The organism is Phenylobacterium sp. LjRoot219 (assembly GCF_964252995.1).
Classification (GTDB): Bacteria; Pseudomonadota; Alphaproteobacteria; order Caulobacterales; family Caulobacteraceae; genus Phenylobacterium.
Genome location: NZ_CAXUQI020000001.1, coordinates 1626517 through 1643432 on the forward strand (window position 1 = coordinate 1626517; position 16916 = coordinate 1643432).

Genomic DNA, 16916 nt, shown 5'->3' on the forward strand with positions numbered 1-16916 from the left:
AGGGGCGTGCGCACCGCGCCTGGGTCCCGCAGCGGCCCTTCAGGCCGTCCGGAATGACGTCGTGCGGCGTTTCAGAACGGCAGGTCGGCGGGGCGTTTCGGCGGCGAGCCGCGGCTGCCGGGCGGCCACCATTGGGCCAGCGCTTCGTCGCCGACGAACGGATTGGCCGCCCGCTCGTGGCCGAAGTTCGAGGTCTCGCCGTGGCCCGGCAGGAAGCGCACGTCGTCGCCCAGGGCGAACAACTTGTTGCGGATCGACTCCACCAGCTGCACCAGGTCGCCGTCGCCGTGCTCCCAGGCGCCGATCGCGTGGCGGAACAGGATGTCGCCGACGAAGGCCGAGCGGCTGGCCGCGTGGAAATAGGCCACGTGCCCGCGGGTGTGGCCGGGGCAGTGCAGCACCTGCAGCGTCTCCTGGCCGAAGTGGATCTGGTCGCCGTCGGCCAGCCAGCGGGCCGGCGTATAGGCCTCGGCGCGGACGCCGTAGCGCTTGCCCTGTTCGGCGAGCCGTTCGATCAGGTGCTGGTCGCCCTGGTGCGGCCCCTCGATCCGCGCGCCGGTGGCGGCCGCGAGCGCCGCCGCGCCGCCGGCATGGTCGAAATGGCCGTGCGTCACCAGCACGACCTCCAACTCCAGCTCTTCCCACTCGAGGAAGTCGCGGATCTGGTCGATGTCGCCGCCGGGGTCGATCGCGGCGGCCTTGCGGGTGGCCTCGCACCACAGGATCGAGCAGTTCTGCTCGAAGCGGGTGACCGGCAGCCAATCGAACTTCATTTGACCTCCTCGGCGGAGCGAGGCCGGAAGCCTAGCACCTAGGCGGCGGCGGAGATCCGCTTTTCCGCGTTGGTCGTCCGGTTGCGGCCGGCGCGCTTCGAGGCGTAGAGCGCCGCGTCGGCCCGCTCGATCAGACTCGACTGCGGTTCGCCGGCCAGGCGTTCGGCCAGGCCGACCGAGACGGTCACGGCGCCCAGGTCCTGCTGGGTCGAGCGGCGCTTCAGCATGCGCGAGCCGACTTCCTCGCGGATCTCCTCGAGGATGGCCATCGCGGCGACGGCGTCGACGCCGGGCAGGATCAGGGCGAACTCCTCGCCGCCGTAGCGCGCCGCGGTCCGCGGGCTGCCCCCGGCGCGAGCGAGGACGCCGGCGACGAAGCGGATCACCTGGTCGCCGGTCTGGTGGCCCCAGGAGTCGTTGAAGGTCTTGAAGTGGTCGATGTCGAGCACGGCCAGGGTGAGCGGCTCGCCGCTCACGTCGGCGGCGTCCACCGCGCGTTCCAGCGCCTCGTCGAAGGCCTTGCGGTTGGCCAGGTTGGTCAGCCCGTCGGTCATCGCGTCGCGGCGGACCATCTCCAGGTGCTCGCGCAGCCGGGTGACCTCCGCCGTCGTGTCGGCCAGCTTGTCCTCGAGGGTCTTGTTCTCGCGCTGCACCCGTTGGGTGGCGTTCGCCAGAGTTTCGACCATCGCCTTGATCGCCGGCGGCGCGGTGTCGTCCAGCGACTGGTTGGCGCTGGCCAGCTGTTCGCCGTAGGCCTCGCTGCTCTCGCGCGCCGACTCGATGGCCCGCGAAACCGTATCCAATTCCTTCGACAGGGCGTTCCCGGCGGTCAGCAGTTCGCCGTTCAGGCGGACCCGCGGCAGGTGCTGGGCGGCCAGGGTCTCGGCGGCGCTGTCGGTGAACGGCTCGCCGGCTTCGAGCATCCGGGCGATCGCCTTGCCGACCGGCGACTCCTTGGCCGCGACATAGTGCAGCCAGAGCTCGAAGTTGAGCGGGGTCGGCCAGACGCAGTTGTTTTCCATCGCGTCCAACGCCTTGCGGGCGAGGCCGGAGGCCTTCGGACCGCGTAGCAGGACTTCGAGGTCGGCGGACATTCGATCTTCCTCAAGCGGGACCGGCCACATCGAGCCGGATCCTGTCTCTAGGAAAGCAAGCTACCGGCCGCCGCCAAACGGCCGGTAAATCGGCAGAGTTAATCCTCGGCGGGACGGGGGGCGACGGCCCGGGTCAGGAAGGCCGGCGTGTCGCCGCCGAAACCGACCACGCGGTCGCCATCGTCACGGCCACGACGGTCGCGATCGGACCGTTCACGCTCAGGACGTTCACGCTCAGGACGTTCGCGCTCGGGGCGCTCGCGTTCGGAACGATCAGCGCGTTCGGAGCGCAGCAGCCGCTCACGCGGCGGCCGGGCGGCGGGCGCGGGCGCCGGGGCGACCGCTTCCGGGGCGGCGACCGGCTCGGGCGGGCGGGCGTTGCGCGCGCGCCGCGGGCGCGGCGCTTCTTCGCTCACCGGCGGAGCCGCCTGGATCTCGGCCTCGGGCTCCGGACGACGCGTGTGGGCGGCGCGCGGGGCGCGGTCCCGATCGCGATCGCGGCCGCGCGGCGAGCGGTCGTTGCGCGGGCGGCGGGGCTCGTCCTTGATGTTCGCCCAGTCGAGGTCGAGCGTGACTTCGTCCGGCGTCTTGCCGATCAGCTTCAGAACCTTGTCGAGGTTCTTGGCGTCGCCCGGGGTGACGATCATGAAGGCTTCGCCGGTGCGGCCGGCGCGGCCGGTGCGGCCGATGCGGTGCACGTAGTCGTCGGCGTGGTGCGGCACGTCATAGTTGAAAACGTGGCTCACCGCCGGAACGTCGAGCCCGCGGGCGGCGACGTCGGAGGCCACCAGCAGCTTCAGCTCGCCCTTGCGGAAGTTCTCCAGCGTCCGCATGCGCGTCTGCTGGTCGAGGTCGCCGTGGATCGCCGCGGCGTCGAGCCCGTGCTTCTGCAGCGACTTGGCGACGATATCGACTTCCGACTTGCGGTTGCAGAAGACGATGCCGTTGTTGACGTCCGCGCGCTCGATCAGGGCGCGCAGCGCCGTGCGCTTGGCCTTCGGATCGGAGGTCGGGATGCGGGCGAGGTGCTGGGCGATGGTCTCGGCCGTGGTCGCCGGACGCGAGGCCTCGATCCGCACCGGATCGTTGAGGAACTGCTTGGTGAGCCGGGTGATCTCCGGCGGCATGGTCGCCGAGAAGAACAGCGTCTGCCGCTTCGGCGGGGTGAGCTTGAAGATCCGCTCGATGTCCGGGATGAAGCCCATGTCGAGCATGCGGTCGGCTTCGTCGACGACCATGATCTGCACGCCGGTCATCAAGAGCTTGCCGCGCTCGAAGTGGTCGAGCAGGCGGCCCGGAGTGGCGATCAGTACGTCCACGCCGCGATCGAGCTTCTGCTCCTGGTCGGAGAAGGAGACGCCGCCGATCAAGAGCGCCCAGGAGAGCTTTTGGCCCTTGGCGTACTTCTCGAAGGAGGAGGCGACCTGGTCGGCGAGCTCGCGCGTCGGCGCGATCACCAGGGCGCGCGGCATGCGCGCCTTGGCCCGGCCGGCAGCCAGCCGGTCGATCATCGGCAGGGTGAAGGCGGCCGTCTTACCGGTGCCGGTTTGGGCGATCCCCAGGACGTCGCGACCTTGCAGGGCGACGGGGATGGCTTCAGCCTGGATCGGGGTGGCCGTGGTGTAGCCGGTGTCGGCGACGGCCTGCAGGGTCGCAGGCGAAAGGCCCAGTTCGGAAAATTCGGTCATCAGTTACGATTGAAGCGGGGGCCCGCCGTATCCTAAAAGGAGGGGCTGGCGTTCCTGCGGCGGCGCGGACGGAGATCGCCGCGCGCGCGGAAGATACGGTCAGCTGTCAGCAAGTCAATGTTTCCCGGTATTCGCGGTTCATGCTGGGCCCCGTCGCGTGGCAATACGCGCGGATTCACGGCGGGATCGCCGCGGGCGAGCTGCGCTTTTGTTTCGAACCGCCGGCGGTCTGAGTGCGCGGCGCCGAGGCTTTCGCGGCCTTGGCCTGCGCCTTCTGGTGCTCGTCCAGCGCGGTGATGAACACGCGGGCCGCCTCGCCGAGGGCGAAGGCGAGCGCCGCGCTCGCCGCTTCGCGATCCGCCGGCGGCTCGAGCCGTTCGGCGATATGCTCGGCGAAGCTGCGCAAGCCGGGATCGGCGATCGTGACCGTCGGCCGCGCGCCGTCGGCGCCTTCGGTCAGCACCGCCTCGGCGAGCAGGGTGCGGCCGGTGTGCGAGGCCAGCAGCTCGCCGAAGCGACCCTTGCGCGCGGACTTCGGCACTTTCACCCCGCCGATCCGCTTGGGAAGCAGGGCCGGGCGCTTGTTCTTGGCCATGGAAACCTCCGCCGTCAGAACGCCGCGCCGTTCGGCGCCGTTCCGGGGAAGGCCGTCCCCACTTAGCGTCGTCATCCCGGCCGCAGCGGAGCGGAGCGCCGGGACCGGGCCCAGGAGGTTCTGCAGGACGGCGGCCCGGGATCCCGTTCGGCCTTTCAGGCCGTCCGGGATGACGGGAAGCGGGAAATCAGACGTCCAGGTCCGCGGCGGCGAACTCGGCGTTTTCCTGGATGAAGCGGAAGCGCAGTTCGGGCTTGCGGCCCATCAGCGCCTCGACCAGGTCGGCGACCGTCTCTTCGGCCCGGGGCAGGGTGACGCGGGCGAGGGTGCGCAGCGAAGGATCCATGGTGGTCTCCTTCAACTGCGCCGGCATCATTTCGCCCAGGCCCTTGAACCGGCTCATCTCCGGCTTCTTGCCCTTGAAGACGGTGGCCAGCAGTTCGTCGCGGTGCGCGTCGTCGCGGGCGTAGACCGCCTTGCCGCCATGGCTCAGCCGGTAGAGCGGCGGCAGCGCCAGATAGAGCCGGCCCGAGCGGATCATATCGGGCATGGTGCGGTAGAAGAAGGTGATCAGCAGGCTGGCGATGTGGGCGCCGTCGACGTCGGCGTCCGTCATGATGATCACGCGCTCGTAGCGCAGCTCTTCTTCCTTGAACTTCGACCCGCCCTGGACGCCGAGCGCCAGCATCAGGTCGGCGAGCTCCTTGTTGCCGCCGGTCTTGTCGAGCGAGGCGGAGGCGACGTTGAGGATCTTGCCGCGCAGCGGCAGGATCGCCTGGGTCTTGCGGTTGCGCGCCTGTTTGGCCGAGCCGCCGGCCGAGTCGCCTTCGACCAGGAAGATCTCGGCGCCGTCGATCGCGTTGCCGGAGCAGTCCGCGAGCTTGCCCGGCAGCCGCAGCTTGCGGGTGGCGCTGGCGCGGGCGACCTCCTTGTCCTTGCGGCGCTTCAGCCGCTCCTCGGCGCGCTCGATGACGAACTGCAGCAGCGCGCTGGCGGCCTTCGGCTGGGCGATCAGCCAATGGTCGAACGGGTCGGCCAGGGCCTTTTCGACCAGCCGTCCGGCGTCGGCCGTGGAGAGCTTCTCCTTGGTCTGGCCCTGGAACTCCGGGTTGGCGATGAAGACGCTGATCAGAGCGCCGGCCTGGGCCACCACGTCCTCGGCGGTGAGGATGGCGCCGCGCTTCTCGCCGATCATCTCGGCGTACTGCTTGAGGCCGCGGGTCAGCGCCGCGCGCAGGCCCGCCTCGTGGGTGCCGCCCTCGGGCGTCGGCACGGTGTTGCAGTAGGACTGCATGAAGCCGTCGGCCTCGCCGAAGCCGGCCGGGGTCCAGGTGACGGCCCATTCGACCTTGCCGGTCTCGCCCGGACGCTCGTAGCGGCCGGCGAAGGGCTCAGGCGTGACGGTTTCGATCTCCTTGACCCGCTCGGCCAGGAAGTCGGCCAGGCCGTTGGGGAAGCGGAAGGTCGCTTCCGGCGGGGTCTGGTCGTGGATGCGCGAGGGATCGCACTTCCAGCGGATCTCTACGCCGCCAAACAGATAGGCCTTGGAGCGGGCCATGCGGTAGAGCCGCGCCGGCTTGAAGGCGCAGCCCTCGCCGAAGATCTGCTCGTCGGGCCGGAAGCTGATCGCCGTGCCCTTCTTGCGGGTCGGCGCGAGCTTCTCGATCGCGCCCAGCGGCTTGCCGCGGCTGAAGCTCTGCCGCCACTCGAAGCCGTCCTTGAAGACGTTGACGTCGACGTGCTCCGACAGCGCGTTGACCACCGAGACGCCGACGCCGTGCAGGCCGCCAGAGGTCTCGTAGGCCTTGCCGGAGAATTTCCCGCCGGAGTGCAGGACGGTCATGATGACCTCCAGCGCCGACTTGCCCGGATGTTTCGGGTGCGGGTCGACCGGGATGCCGCGGCCGTCGTCGCGCACGGTCAGCATGCCCTCGGCGTCGAGCGTCACCTCGATGACCTTGGCGTGGCCGGCGACGGCCTCGTCCATCGAGTTGTCGAGCACTTCGGCGAACAGGTGGTGCAGCGCCCGCTCGTCGGTGCCGCCGATGTACATGCCCGGCCGCTTGCGCACCGGCTCCAGGCCTTCCAGCACCTCGATGTCGGCGGCCGAGTAGCCGGAGACGGGCTTCAGGCCGATCGTCTCCGGATCGGGGCGGGGCTCGTGCGACTCGGCGAGCGGCGCCGCCGGCGCGGGGTTCAGCGCGTCGTCGAAGAGCGAAGCTTGGGGGCTGGCTTTGCTGGACATGATCTCGCCGAGGGTGCCGCGATTCTGGGGGCCCGTATGAATTCCCCGAGCGGCGAAGGCAATGCGGTCCAGCGTCCGGGCTACTTGCGCGGCGCCAGGATGGCCGAAAGCCGGTCAGGCCGCTCCGGGATGCGTTCCAGCCGCGGATAGCGCAGGCCGCCGTGGTAATCGATCGACACCGTCTTGAAGTGGACGCCGTTCTGCACCAGCAGCTGGAGCGGCTCGCGGCCGGACTTGGCCGCGGTGATCGCCTGCTTCAGGCCGTCGGCCTCGTAGGCGAGGCCGTTGACCGCCAGAAGCTTGCCGCCGACCGTCAGCCCCGCCTTAAACGCCGGACCGTCCCACAGCACCCCGTCGATCGAGCCGTCGCGGCCCAGGGTCAGGCCGATCGAATAGCTGAGGTCGTTGCTGCGCCGCCGCGCCTCGTTGTCCTTCCAGAACGAGGTCGGCTCCTCGCTGAACGTCAGCCGCCAGCCGCCGCGGGCAAGGCCGTCGAGCGGCGGCTGCGGGGCGACCTCGACGAACCGGGTGCGCAGGAAGCCGGCCCAGTCGTAGGGTTCGATTCGGTTCAGCGCCGCCACGATGTCGTCGAAGGTGTAGGTGACCGGCGTCCAGCTGCCGTCCTCGAGGCCGAAGAAGCTGCGCGCGAAGTCGTCGAGCGAGCGCTTCCCGCCGGAACGCTCGCGGATCAGGGTGTCGGCGTCGAGCCAGACCAGCATGCCTTCGGAGTAGTAGTCCTCCGAGCGCTGCCAGCTGCTCCAGGGGATCGGCCGGCGGGCGTTGATGATCGGGTCGTAGGTGGTGTCCTCGACCGAGCGCCAGCTGCGCCCGGGCCGGCCGCCGTACAGCGCCGCCGTCATGGCCAGCGCCTCCAGCGTCTGTTCGCGCGACCACAGGCCGGAGCGGGCGGCCAGCACCTGGCCCCAGTACTGGGTCTGGCCCTCGTAGAGCCACAGGAGGTCGCCGCGCATCGGCACGGCGTAGTTGGCGGTCCACAGGTCCGCGGGCCGGCGGAACTTGCCGTTCCAGGAATGCACGTACTCGTGGGGCAGCAGGTCGCGCGCCGCCGCGGTCTTGCTCCACTCGGTGAAGTAGCCGGGGGTCGTGCCGTTCTCGCTGGAGCGGTGGTGCTCCAGGCCGATGCCGCCCATCCGGTCGGTCAGCGCCAGCAGGAAGTCGTAATGGTCGAACTGGCGGGCGCCGAACAGCTTGTCGGCCTGCTTCACCAGCGCCTGGTGCAGGGCGATCTGCTCGGGCTGGGCGTTCAGCAGCTCGGAGCTGTCGGCGACGACGTTCAGCCGGACCGGCCAGCGGCCGCCGTCGAGTTCGATGCGCTTGAAATGCCGGCCGGCGAACATCGGCGAGTCGACCAGCGTCTCGAGGTCGGTCGGCTTGAAGCGCACCTCGTCGCCGCTGCGGGCGGCCCCGTCGAGCGCCGCGGCGAAGCCCCAGCCGCCGGGCAGCCGGACGCGCGGCTCGACCTTGATCCGGCGGGTGAAATAGCCGGCCGGATAGAGCACCACCTGGTTCCACTGCAGGTTCAGCATCTCGGCCGTCGCGACGACCCGTCCCTGGGCGCCGGCGGTCGGCGAGAGGAACTGGAACTCGACCTCGACGGCGTCGGCGCCGGCCGGCACGTCGATGTGGAAGGCGAAGACGTCGACCGGGTCGCGCCGCCAGGGGATCGCCTGGCCGTTGGCGCGCACCGTCAGGCCGGCGATCTGGTTGATCGGTCCGCGCGGGGCGTGGTGGCCCGGCAGCCATTCGGGATAGAGCAGGGTGAGCGGCCCGGCCTGGGCCACGGGAATCGTCTCGCGGACGCGGAAGATCCGCCGGTCGAGATCGGTGGCGTCCACCGCCAGCTGGATGACGCCGGGATAGGCGACGTCCTTCGGCGCGGCGACGGGCGCCTGGGGCGGCGACGGTTGCGGGCCGGGGGAGGGCTGAGCCTGGGCGGCGCTCGCCAGGACCAGGGCGGAGGCGAGGGCGAGGAGGGCGCGGGGCAAGCGAGACTCGGGCTTCCGTTGTTACGGTTGCATCGAGCTTGGCCTGAAGCCGGGCCGCATGACCACAAAAAACAAGGGCCGCGGAAGCATCCGCGGCCCTCATCCTTTGCTTTAAGCAGCGTCGACTAGCACGCGTAGTACATGTCGAATTCCACCGGGTGCGGGTGGAGCTGCAGACGCATGACTTCACCCATCTTCAGCTCGATGTAAGCGTCGATGAAGTCGTCGTCCATCACGCCGCCCTTCTTGAGGAAGGCGCGGTCCTTGTCGAGGTTCTCGAGAGCCTCGCGGAGCGAACCGCAGACTTCCGGGATCTTCTTCTGCTCGCGCGGCGGCAGGTCGTAGAGGTTCTTGTCGGCCGCGGCGCCCGGATCGATCTTGTTCTCGATGCCGTCGAGGCCGGCCATCAGCAGCGCCACGAAGGTCAGGTACGGGTTGCCCATCGGGTCGGGGAAGCGGGCTTCGATCCGCTTGGCCTTCGGGCTGTCCACGTGCGGGATGCGGATCGAGGCCGAACGGTTGCGGGCCGAGTAGGCCAGCTTCACCGGGGCTTCGTAGCCGGGCACCAGACGCTTGTAGGAGTTGGTGGTCGAGTTCGAGAAGGCGTTGATGGCCTTCGCGTGCTTGATGATGCCGCCGATGTACCACAGGCACATGTCCGACAGGCCGGCGTACTTGTCGCCGGCGAACAGCGGCTTGCCGTCCTTCCAGATCGACTGGTGCACGTGCATGCCCGAGCCGTTGTCGCCAAACATCGGCTTGGCCATGAAGGTCGCGGTCTTGCCGTAGGCGTGGGCCACGTTGTGGATCACGTACTTATACAGCTGCATCCGGTCGGCCATGGTGATCAGCTCGTCGAACTTGAGGCCAAGTTCGTGCTGCGCCGGGGCGACTTCGTGGTGGTGCTTCTCGGGCTTCATGCCGAGCTCGCCCATGACCGCCAGCATTTCGCCGCGCAGGTCCTGGCCGGAGTCGACCGGGTTCACCGGGAAGTAGCCGCCCTTCGGGCCCGGGCGGTGGCCCATGTTGCCTTCCGGATAGACCTTGCCGGTGTTCACCGGCAGCTCGGACGAGTCGTAGGAGTAGCCGGTGTCGTGCGCGGAGGTGTTCCAGCGCACGTCATCGAAGATGAAGAACTCGGCTTCCGGACCGAAGTACACGGTGTCGCCGATGCCGGCGGCCTTGGTGTAGTTCAGCGCCGCCTTGGCGATCGAGCGCGGGTCGCGGTTGTAGGGCGTGCCCGTGTCCGGGTTCACGACGTCGCAGAACAGCGCCAGCGTGGTCTGCTGATAGAACGGATCGATGATCGCGCTGTTCAGGTCCGGACGCAGCTTCATGTCGGACTCGTTGATCGCCTTCCAGCCGGCGATCGAGGAGCCGTCGAACATCGTGCCGTCGGTCAGGAATTCGTCATCGACCAGGTCGATGTCGAAGGTGACGTGCTGCATCTTTCCGCGGATGTCGGTGAACCGGACGTCGACGTATTTGACGTCCTTTTCCTTGATCATCGCCTGAATGTCTTTGGCGGTGGGCATTAGATGCTCCCCTTCTGAGCTTATCGATAGTGTTGTGACGTTAGACGGCAGACGGGCCGGTCTCGCCGGTCCGGATGCGCATCACGTCGATGATGTCGGAGACGAAGATCTTGCCGTCGCCGATGCGGCCGGTGCGCGCGGCGCCAGCGATGGCCTCCAGCGCGGGATCCAGCTGGTCGTCGGCGACGACGACTTCGATTTTGATCTTGGGCAGGAAGTCCACGACGTACTCGGCGCCACGGTAGAGCTCTGTCTGGCCCTTCTGGCGGCCGTAGCCCTTGGCCTCGATGACCGTCATGCCTTGGACGCCCAGCTCCTGCAGGGCTTCCTTCACTTCGTCCAGCTTGAACGGCTTTATGACGGCTTCGATCTTTTTCATGGCCTCGTCGGCGTTGTGAAACTGGCCCCGCCCCGGCGGTGGCCGGACGGAGCACGGCGGAGCGCTTCGGGGCAAGCGAGTCTCGCCCGCCATTCGGCGTTGAAGAGGCCGGAATGAGCAGGCGCCTAAAAAAAAGGCTGAATACGATCAAAAATCGGACACGTCGAGATGTGCCGTACTTCGGTTCGGCGACGCTTGGAGATCGCCGCGGGTTGCGGTCCATTCGCGTCGCAGGACCGGCGCGGGTGGTCAAAACGTCGCAAATTGGCTCCAGAACCGCGGCGGGCTGTTTTGCGGGCGTGAAACGAATTTTCCGCGGTTGCTGAAGATTGCGGCGCAATCCGCGGGGCGTCGCGGAGCGAGAGGGCTTTTCGCCGGCGCGCGCCGATGGCATCGAGGAGGGCAGCCCGACGCTGGCGGCCGCTCGGTGCGCGCCCCTAGCGTCAAGCTGGTCAGGAGACGGTCCCTTTGAGCGCGCGTCAGATCCTCAGCGTCACCGAGATGGGCCAGGCCGACGCGGCGGCCATCGCCGCTGGAACCCCCGGGACCGTGCTGATGGAACGCGCGGGGACTGCGGTCGCCGACGCCGTCAGCGCGCGCTTTCGCCCTGAGCCGACGGTGGTGCTGTGCGGTCCGGGCAACAACGGCGGCGACGGCTATGTCGTCGCCAGGCTGCTCAAGGCGCGCGGCTGGCCGGTCGAGGTGTGCGCGCTGTCCGCGCCGAGCGCCGGCGACGCCAAGGCCGCGGCCGGTCAATGGGACGGTCCGGTGGCGGCGCTGAACGGCGAGCTGCCGGCGGCCGGGCTCTACATCGACGCGATGTTCGGCGCGGGTCTGGCGCGGCCGCTGGAGGGCGCAGCTGGCGCGGCCGCTCAGCGGCTCGCCCAGACGCCGGAGAAGGTCGTCGCGATCGACATCCCCAGCGGCGTGCCCGGCGACACCGGCCTGGCGCTCGGCCCCAGCGTCGCCGCCGGCCTCACCGTTACTTTCCACGCCAAGAAGCCGGCGCACGTGCTGGAGCCCGGGCGCGGCCGCTGCGGCGAGATCGTCGTCGCCGACATCGGCCTGGGCGACACCCAGACGCAGCTGTTCGAGAACGGGCCCGAGCTCTGGCGCGCGCGCTTCCCCTGGCCGGCGGCGACCACCCACAAGCACGCGCGCGGCCGGTTGATCGTGATCAGCGGCGACGCCTGGAGCACCGGCGCGGCGCGGCTGGCCGCACGCGGCGGCCTGCGCATCGGCGCGGGCCTCGTCACCATTTTCTCGCCGCGCGAGGCGCTGGCGTCGAACGCCCAGCACCTCGAGGCGGTGATGCTGCGCGGCTTCGACACTGACCTCGAGCTGGAGGAGGGCGCAGCCCAGGTCGACGCCGCGGTGATCGGACCGGCGGCCGGGGTCACCGAGACGACGCTGCTCAACGTGCTGGCGCTGGCGCGGACCGGCGCGGCGCTGGTGATCGACGCCGACGCGATCAGCGTGTTCCGCGACGATCCCGAGGAGCTGTTCTCGGTGCTCGATCGCGACGATGTGCTGACCCCGCACCCGGGCGAGTTCGAGCGGCTGTTCCGCGGGGTCCTGGCGGCCGCGCCGGAGCGGATCACCGCGGCGCGCAAGGCCGCCCAGCGGGCCGGCGCGGTGGTCCTGCTGAAGGGGGCCGACACGGTCGTCGCCTCGCCCGACGGCCGCGCCGCGGTCAACGTCAACGGTACGCCGTGGCTGGCCACCGCCGGTTCCGGCGACGTGTTGGCAGGGTTCATCGGCGGGCTGATCGCCCAGGGCATGGAGAGCTTCGAGGCGGCGTGCGCGGCGGCCTGGATCCACGCCGAGGCCGGCGAACTGCACGGGCCGGGGCTGATCTCAGAGGACCTGCCCGGTCTCGCCCCGGCGGTGCTGCGCCGGCTGTGGGAGGAGCGGTAGGGTCCATTTTCCCGCTCATCCCGGCGAAGGCCGGGACCCAGTTCGCGCCCGCGGCAAAGGGCGCGATGAGCGCCGCGTCGAGCCAGCGATCTCAGCGGCTGGACCTGGGTCCCGGCCTTCGCCGGGATGAGCGGATGTTGCCCAAAGAAAAACGGCGCGGGATGGCTCCCGCGCCGCTGATCATTCGAACCGATCGTTCGGCTGACTACTCGACGTAGTCGCCTTCGATCTGGCCAGCGCCGCCGGCGAGGAGGTCCTGGGCGGCCTCGTCGGCGGCCGCGCGTTCCTCTTCGAACTGGCTGGAGATGACGTTCTCGCCGCGCGCCTGGCGCTCGGCTTCGTCCTGGCTGCGGGCGATGTTCACCGAGATGGTGACCGCCACTTCCGCATGCAGGCGAACCTTCACCTCGTGGACGCCGAGCGTCTTGATCGGCTTGTCCATGGCGACCATGGCGCGTTCGATCTTGCCGCCTTCGGCGTTGACCGCGTCGGCCACGTCGCGGCCGGAGACCGAACCGTACAGCTGGCCGCTCTCGCCCGCCTGACGGATCAGGATGTAGGAGGAGCCGTCCAGCTTTTCGCCGGCGCGGCCCGCCGCTTCCTTGGCCTTGGCGTTGCGGGCTTCGATCTCAGCGCGCTGAGCTTCGAAAACCTTCAGGTTCGCGTTGTTGGCGCGGAGCGCCTTTTGGCGCGGCAGGAGGAAGTTGCGCGCGTAGCCGTCTTTGACGGTGACCACGTCGCCCAGGCCGCCCCAGCCTTCGAGCCGTTCGAGCAGAATGACTTTCATGTGCCTAGCTCCCTTACTTCACGACGTAGGGGAGCAGCGCCAGGAAGCGGGCGCGCTTGATGGCCTTGGCCAGCTCACGCTGCTTCTTGGCCGACACCGCGGTGATGCGGGACGGGACGATCTTGCCGCGCTCAGAGACGTAGCGCTGCAGGAGCTTCACGTCCTTGTAGTCGATCTTCGGGGCGTTGGCGCCGGAGAACGGGCACACCTTGCGGCGGCGGAAGAAGGGACGGCGTTGGCCGCCCGAAGCGGCGGCGGGAGCCGGAGCCGCGGAGGTTTCGTCGGTCATCTAGCGAGCCTCCCTTTCGGAAGATTGGAAGCTGTCGTCACGCGGACGATCGCGGTCGCGATCGCGGCGGGCGAGGATCGGGGAGAGCTCGAGGTCGAGTTCCTCGACGCGAACGGTCAGGTAGCGCAGCACGTCTTCATTGATCGACAGCTGGCGTTCCATTTCCTTCACCGCATCCGCGGGAGCGTCGATGGCGAGCAGCGAGTAGTGACCCTTGCGGTTCTTCTTGATCCGGTAGGTCAGGTTGCGCAGACCCCAGTACTCGATCTTCGCGACGGCGCCGCCGCCTTGCTCGATCAGAGCCTTGAGTTGGTCGTTAAGCGCTTCGGCCTGTTGCGGCGAGATATCCTGCCGCGAAATGACCACGTGTTCGTATAGAGCCATAGTTTCCTTCTTCCGGTCTGGAATGCGGCGCGTCCGGCGGCGGAAGGTCCGTCAGATACGATGGCTCTCAGCGCGGCGGCCGGGGGTTTCCCGGCCCATTCGCGTTCCGCGTGAGACCGCATTCCGTGAAGAGGCGGGCCTTTAGTGGAAAAGCCTTGCTGGAGCAAGGGTTTTCGGCCGCGCGGGGTCGCGCCGGCCCGCGTCTGGCAAATTCCGTCATCGCCCGGCTTGTCCGGGCGACCCAGCCGGAGGTCGTCCCGCGACAGTTGAAGGCCGGCGCCTTGGGCTGGGCGGCCCGGACAAGCCGGGCCGTGACGGATGGATAGGGGGGCTGGGCCCAGCTTACGGGTGCTTCGCCCGCCAGGCGGTCACCGCGTCGAGCGTCTTGGTCACGTGGTCGTTGGGCGCGAGGTCGGAGTAGGCGAACACCACCTTGCCGTCGGGCGCGATGACGTAGGAGGTGCGGCCCGACAACTCGCCCGGCATCTTCACCCCGGCCATCTGGAGGCGGGTGTCGTACTGCTTGGCGATCTTCGCGCCGGGGTCGGCGGCGACCGGGAACTTGCCGGCGCAGTGCTCGCCCTCCTTCGAGAACTCGGCCAGCTCGGCGACCTTGCCGGCGGTGACGCCGATCACCGTGGCCTTCTGCGCCTTGAACTGCTCGATCGCCTCGGAGAACAGCCGCGCCTCGATGTTGCAGCCCTTGGTGTGCGCCGAGGGGAAGAAGTAGACCACCACCGGCCCCTTCTTCAGCGCGTTCGACAGCTGGTAGGTGAAGGGCTTGCCGGCCATGTAGGCCTGGGCCTGGAAGTCCGGCGCCTTGGCCCCTGGCTGCAGGTCGGCCCAGGCCGGGGCGGCGGCGGCGATCAGGGCTGCGGCGGCTGCGGCGGCGACGCGCGTCTTCATGGCGATCCTCACTTCGGTGCGGCGGGAACTATAGCGCTACGCGACGCGCGCGACAGGTTCAGTTGCAGTCGTCCGTCACGGCCCGGACCGGGCCCTAGGAAATCGCCCTGCCTTGCGAGTGTGAAACAAATTCCCTAACCCTCGCCGCTTCGGATTCGTCGAAGCGGAGCGCGCGACATGAGCCTTGCCTTCCTCTTCCCCGGCCAGGGTAGCCAGGCCGTGGGCATGGGCCAGGACCTGGCGGTGGCCTTCGCCAGCGCCCGCGAGGTCTTTCAGGAGGTCGACGACGCGCTCGGCCAGAACCTGTCCAAGCTGATGCGCGAGGGGCCGGAAGACCAGCTGACCCTGACCGAAAACGCCCAGCCGGCCTTGATGGCGGTCAGCGTCGCGGTCATGCGGGTGCTGGACCGGGAGTTCGGCGTCGCGATCGACAAGGCCGCCTTCGTCGCCGGCCACAGCCTCGGGGAATATTCCGCACTCGCCGCCGCTGGCGCGATCAGCCTGGCCGACACCGCCCGGCTGCTGAAGCTGCGCGGCCAGGCGATGCAGCGCGCCGTGCCGGTGGGGGCCGGGGCCATGGCCTCGCTGATCGGGCCGAAGACCGACGTGGCGCTGGCCGAACAGGCCGCCGCGGCGGGCGCCGAGTTCGGCGTCTGCGTCGTCGCCAACGACAACAACGCCGGCAATGTCGTCATCTCCGGCGACAAGGCCGCGGTGGACAAGGCGATCGAGAAGGCCAAGGAGCTGGGCGCGCGGGCGATCCCGCTGAACGTCTCCGCCCCCTTCCATTGCCCGCTGATGCAGCCGGCCGCCGACGAGATGGCCGAGGCGCTGGCCGCAGCGCTGATCGTCGCGCCGCGCGCGCCGGTGGTGGCCAACGTCACCGCCCGCCCGGTGCACGACCCGGAACAGATCCGCCGCCTGCTGGTCGAGCAGGTGACCGGCCGCGTCCGCTGGCGCGAGAGCGTGCAGTGGATGGCCAGCAGCGAGGGCGGGGTGACCCGCTTCGCCGAGGCCGGGGCCGGCAAGGTGCTGACCGGCATGGTCAAGCGCCTGGCCCCCGACGCCGAGGCGCTGGCGCTGAACGCGCCGGCCGACCTCGAAGCCTTCGCCAAGACTATCTAAGGACGCGCCCATGTTTGACCTGACCGGCAAGACCGCCCTCGTCACCGGGGCCACCGGCGGCATCGGGGCCGAGATCGCCCGCGCGCTGCACGCGCAAGGCGCCCATGTCGTGCTGTCCGGCACGCGCGAGGCGGTGCTGCAGGAGCTCGCCGCCCAGCTCGGCGAGCGGACCTCGACGGTCCCGGCCAATCTCTCCGATCCCGCCGCTGTCGACGGGCTGATCGGGGCGGCCGAGGCCGCCGCCGGCCAACCGCTGGACATCCTGGTGGCCAACGCCGGCATCACCAAGGACGGCCTTCTGATGCGCATGAAGGACGACGACTGGGAGCAGGTGATCAAGGTCAACCTGGAGAGCTACTTCCGGCTCTCGCGCGCCGCCATGAAGGGGATGATGAAGCGCCGCTACGGGCGGATCATCGGCATCACCTCGGTGGTCGGCGTCACCGGCAACCCCGGCCAGACCAACTACGCGGCCTCCAAGGCCGGCATGATCGGCTTCTCCAAGGCGCTCGCCCAGGAGGTCGCCAGCCGGGGAATCACCGTGAATTGCGTGGCGCCCGGATTCATCGAGAGTCCGATGACCGACGCGCTCAACGAGCAGCAGAAAGCGGGCATCCTGTCGACGATTCCGACGGGGCGTCTGGGCCGCGGCGGCGACGTCGCCGCGGCCTGCGTTTATCTCGCCAGCGCCGAGGGCGGTTACGTCACCGGCCAGACGCTGCACATCAACGGTGGGATGGCCATGATCTGAGGCTCGCTAACCTCAGAGGAACATGCTACCCGGCGGCCGAAACCGCGAATTCACCGCGGCAGTTGACTTCACCGTCGCTGTCGCCGATGCAACTGCACTACCAAGCCTTGAGGGACCTACCGAATGTCCGACGTTCTAGAGCGCGTCCGTAAGATCGTCATCGAACACCTCGACGCCGATCCGGAGAAGGTCACCGAGAAGGCGAGCTTCATCGACGACCTCGGCGCCGACAGCCTCGACAACGTCGAGCTGGTCATGGCCTTCGAAGAGGAATTCGACATCGAAATCCCCGACGACGCCGCCGAACACATCCAGACCGTCGGCGACGCGGTGAAGTTCATCCAGGAGCGCCTGGGCGCCTAAGAGCGCACTGATTCTCTGAAGCTTTTGGCCGCCGCGACGCTGGGATTAAACTCCCTGGCCGCGGCGGCTTTCGTTTGAG

General features: G+C 69.1%; 16 protein-coding genes. 4 read left to right on the plus strand and 12 right to left on the minus strand.

Annotated features, from left to right (window positions below; genetic code table 11):
* Positions 1-71 precede the first annotated feature (71 nt).
* From ACSQ14_RS08045 to ACSQ14_RS08080, 8 genes are all read right to left on the minus strand, one after another.
* Entirely contained in the window at positions 72-773 is a 702-nt protein-coding gene (locus ACSQ14_RS08045; protein WP_436011467.1) for an MBL fold metallo-hydrolase, read from the minus strand.
* Between the two features lie 38 nt (positions 774-811).
* A complete protein-coding gene (locus tag ACSQ14_RS08050; protein WP_436011469.1) occupies positions 812-1867 on the minus strand; it encodes a GGDEF domain-containing protein in 1056 nt (351 codons plus the stop codon).
* Positions 1868-1965: 98 nt separating this feature from the next.
* On the minus strand, positions 1966-3555 hold the full coding sequence (locus ACSQ14_RS08055; protein ID WP_436011471.1) for a DEAD/DEAH box helicase: 1590 nt from the start codon (positions 3553-3555) through the stop codon (positions 1966-1968).
* Positions 3556-3730: 175 nt separating this feature from the next.
* Entirely contained in the window at positions 3731-4150 is a 420-nt protein-coding gene (locus ACSQ14_RS08060; protein ID WP_436011473.1) for a hypothetical protein, read from the minus strand.
* A gap of 187 nt (positions 4151-4337) precedes the next feature.
* Positions 4338-6395 carry a DNA topoisomerase IV subunit B gene (parE, locus tag ACSQ14_RS08065; protein WP_436011475.1) on the minus strand — a complete coding sequence of 686 codons (2058 nt, stop codon included), beginning with the start codon at positions 6393-6395 and terminating at the stop codon, positions 4338-4340.
* Between the two features lie 80 nt (positions 6396-6475).
* On the minus strand, positions 6476-8401 hold the full coding sequence (locus ACSQ14_RS08070) for a M61 family metallopeptidase (protein ID WP_436011477.1): 1926 nt from the start codon (positions 8399-8401) through the stop codon (positions 6476-6478).
* 125 nt (positions 8402-8526) lie between these two features.
* A complete protein-coding gene (glnA, locus tag ACSQ14_RS08075) occupies positions 8527-9936 on the minus strand; it encodes a type I glutamate--ammonia ligase (protein WP_436011479.1) in 1410 nt (469 codons plus the stop codon).
* A gap of 40 nt (positions 9937-9976) precedes the next feature.
* Positions 9977-10315: a P-II family nitrogen regulator gene (locus ACSQ14_RS08080; protein ID WP_436011481.1), complete on the minus strand. Its 339-nt coding sequence runs from the start codon at positions 10313-10315 to the stop codon at positions 9977-9979.
* A 468-nt stretch (positions 10316-10783) separates the two neighbouring features.
* Between ACSQ14_RS08080 and ACSQ14_RS08085 the strand changes: the two genes are divergently transcribed.
* Positions 10784-12232, plus strand: coding sequence for an NAD(P)H-hydrate dehydratase (locus tag ACSQ14_RS08085; RefSeq protein WP_436011483.1), 1449 nt, complete (start codon positions 10784-10786; stop codon positions 12230-12232).
* A gap of 205 nt (positions 12233-12437) precedes the next feature.
* Here the strand turns inward: ACSQ14_RS08085 and rplI are convergent, their stop codons facing one another.
* From rplI to ACSQ14_RS08105, 4 genes are all read right to left on the minus strand, one after another.
* Complete coding sequence (gene rplI, locus ACSQ14_RS08090) at positions 12438-13019, minus strand: 50S ribosomal protein L9 (RefSeq protein ID WP_436011485.1); 582 nt, start codon at positions 13017-13019, stop codon at positions 12438-12440.
* Positions 13020-13032: 13 nt separating this feature from the next.
* Entirely contained in the window at positions 13033-13308 is a 276-nt protein-coding gene (gene rpsR, locus ACSQ14_RS08095; protein ID WP_436011487.1) for a 30S ribosomal protein S18, read from the minus strand.
* Entirely contained in the window at positions 13309-13692 is a 384-nt protein-coding gene (gene rpsF, locus ACSQ14_RS08100) for a 30S ribosomal protein S6 (RefSeq protein WP_436011489.1), read from the minus strand.
* A 342-nt stretch (positions 13693-14034) separates the two neighbouring features.
* Positions 14035-14598, minus strand: coding sequence for a peroxiredoxin (locus ACSQ14_RS08105; RefSeq protein WP_436011491.1), 564 nt, complete (start codon positions 14596-14598; stop codon positions 14035-14037).
* A gap of 177 nt (positions 14599-14775) precedes the next feature.
* Between ACSQ14_RS08105 and fabD the strand changes: the two genes are divergently transcribed.
* The 3 genes from fabD (at position 14776) to ACSQ14_RS08120 (ending at position 16837) form a co-directional block, all read left to right on the plus strand.
* The gene (gene fabD, locus ACSQ14_RS08110; protein WP_436011493.1) at positions 14776-15723 is read left to right on the plus strand and encodes an ACP S-malonyltransferase; all 948 of its coding nucleotides are present in this window, start codon (positions 14776-14778) and stop codon (positions 15721-15723) included.
* 10 nt (positions 15724-15733) lie between these two features.
* The gene (fabG, locus tag ACSQ14_RS08115; RefSeq protein WP_436011495.1) at positions 15734-16474 is read left to right on the plus strand and encodes a 3-oxoacyl-[acyl-carrier-protein] reductase; all 741 of its coding nucleotides are present in this window, start codon (positions 15734-15736) and stop codon (positions 16472-16474) included.
* A gap of 123 nt (positions 16475-16597) precedes the next feature.
* Positions 16598-16837, plus strand: coding sequence for an acyl carrier protein (locus tag ACSQ14_RS08120; protein ID WP_012522113.1), 240 nt, complete (start codon positions 16598-16600; stop codon positions 16835-16837).
* Positions 16838-16916: the final 79 nt, after the last annotated feature.

Excerpts from the sequence above, each read along its gene's own strand:
- ACSQ14_RS08045 (WP_436011467.1), bottom strand. The coding sequence starts at position 773 with ATGAAGTTCGATTGGCTGCCGGTCACCCGCTTCGAGCAGAACTGCTCG.
- ACSQ14_RS08050 (WP_436011469.1), bottom strand. The coding sequence starts at position 1,867 with ATGTCCGCCGACCTCGAAGTCCTGCTACGCGGTCCGAAGGCCTCCGGC.
- ACSQ14_RS08055 (WP_436011471.1), bottom strand. The coding sequence starts at position 3,555 with ATGACCGAATTTTCCGAACTGGGCCTTTCGCCTGCGACCCTGCAGGCC.
- ACSQ14_RS08060 (WP_436011473.1), bottom strand. The coding sequence starts at position 4,150 with ATGGCCAAGAACAAGCGCCCGGCCCTGCTTCCCAAGCGGATCGGCGGG.
- parE (WP_436011475.1), bottom strand. The coding sequence starts at position 6,395 with ATGTCCAGCAAAGCCAGCCCCCAAGCTTCGCTCTTCGACGACGCGCTG.
- glnA (WP_436011479.1), bottom strand. The coding sequence starts at position 9,936 with ATGCCCACCGCCAAAGACATTCAGGCGATGATCAAGGAAAAGGACGTC.
- ACSQ14_RS08080 (WP_436011481.1), bottom strand. The coding sequence starts at position 10,315 with ATGAAAAAGATCGAAGCCGTCATAAAGCCGTTCAAGCTGGACGAAGTG.
- rplI (WP_436011485.1), bottom strand. The coding sequence starts at position 13,019 with ATGAAAGTCATTCTGCTCGAACGGCTCGAAGGCTGGGGCGGCCTGGGC.
- rpsR (WP_436011487.1), bottom strand. The coding sequence starts at position 13,308 with ATGACCGACGAAACCTCCGCGGCTCCGGCTCCCGCCGCCGCTTCGGGC.
- rpsF (WP_436011489.1), bottom strand. The coding sequence starts at position 13,692 with ATGGCTCTATACGAACACGTGGTCATTTCGCGGCAGGATATCTCGCCG.
- ACSQ14_RS08105 (WP_436011491.1), bottom strand. The coding sequence starts at position 14,598 with ATGAAGACGCGCGTCGCCGCCGCAGCCGCCGCAGCCCTGATCGCCGCC.
- fabD (WP_436011493.1), top strand. The coding sequence starts at position 14,776 with ATGAGCCTTGCCTTCCTCTTCCCCGGCCAGGGTAGCCAGGCCGTGGGC.
- fabG (WP_436011495.1), top strand. The coding sequence starts at position 15,734 with ATGTTTGACCTGACCGGCAAGACCGCCCTCGTCACCGGGGCCACCGGC.
- ACSQ14_RS08120 (WP_012522113.1), top strand. The coding sequence starts at position 16,598 with ATGTCCGACGTTCTAGAGCGCGTCCGTAAGATCGTCATCGAACACCTC.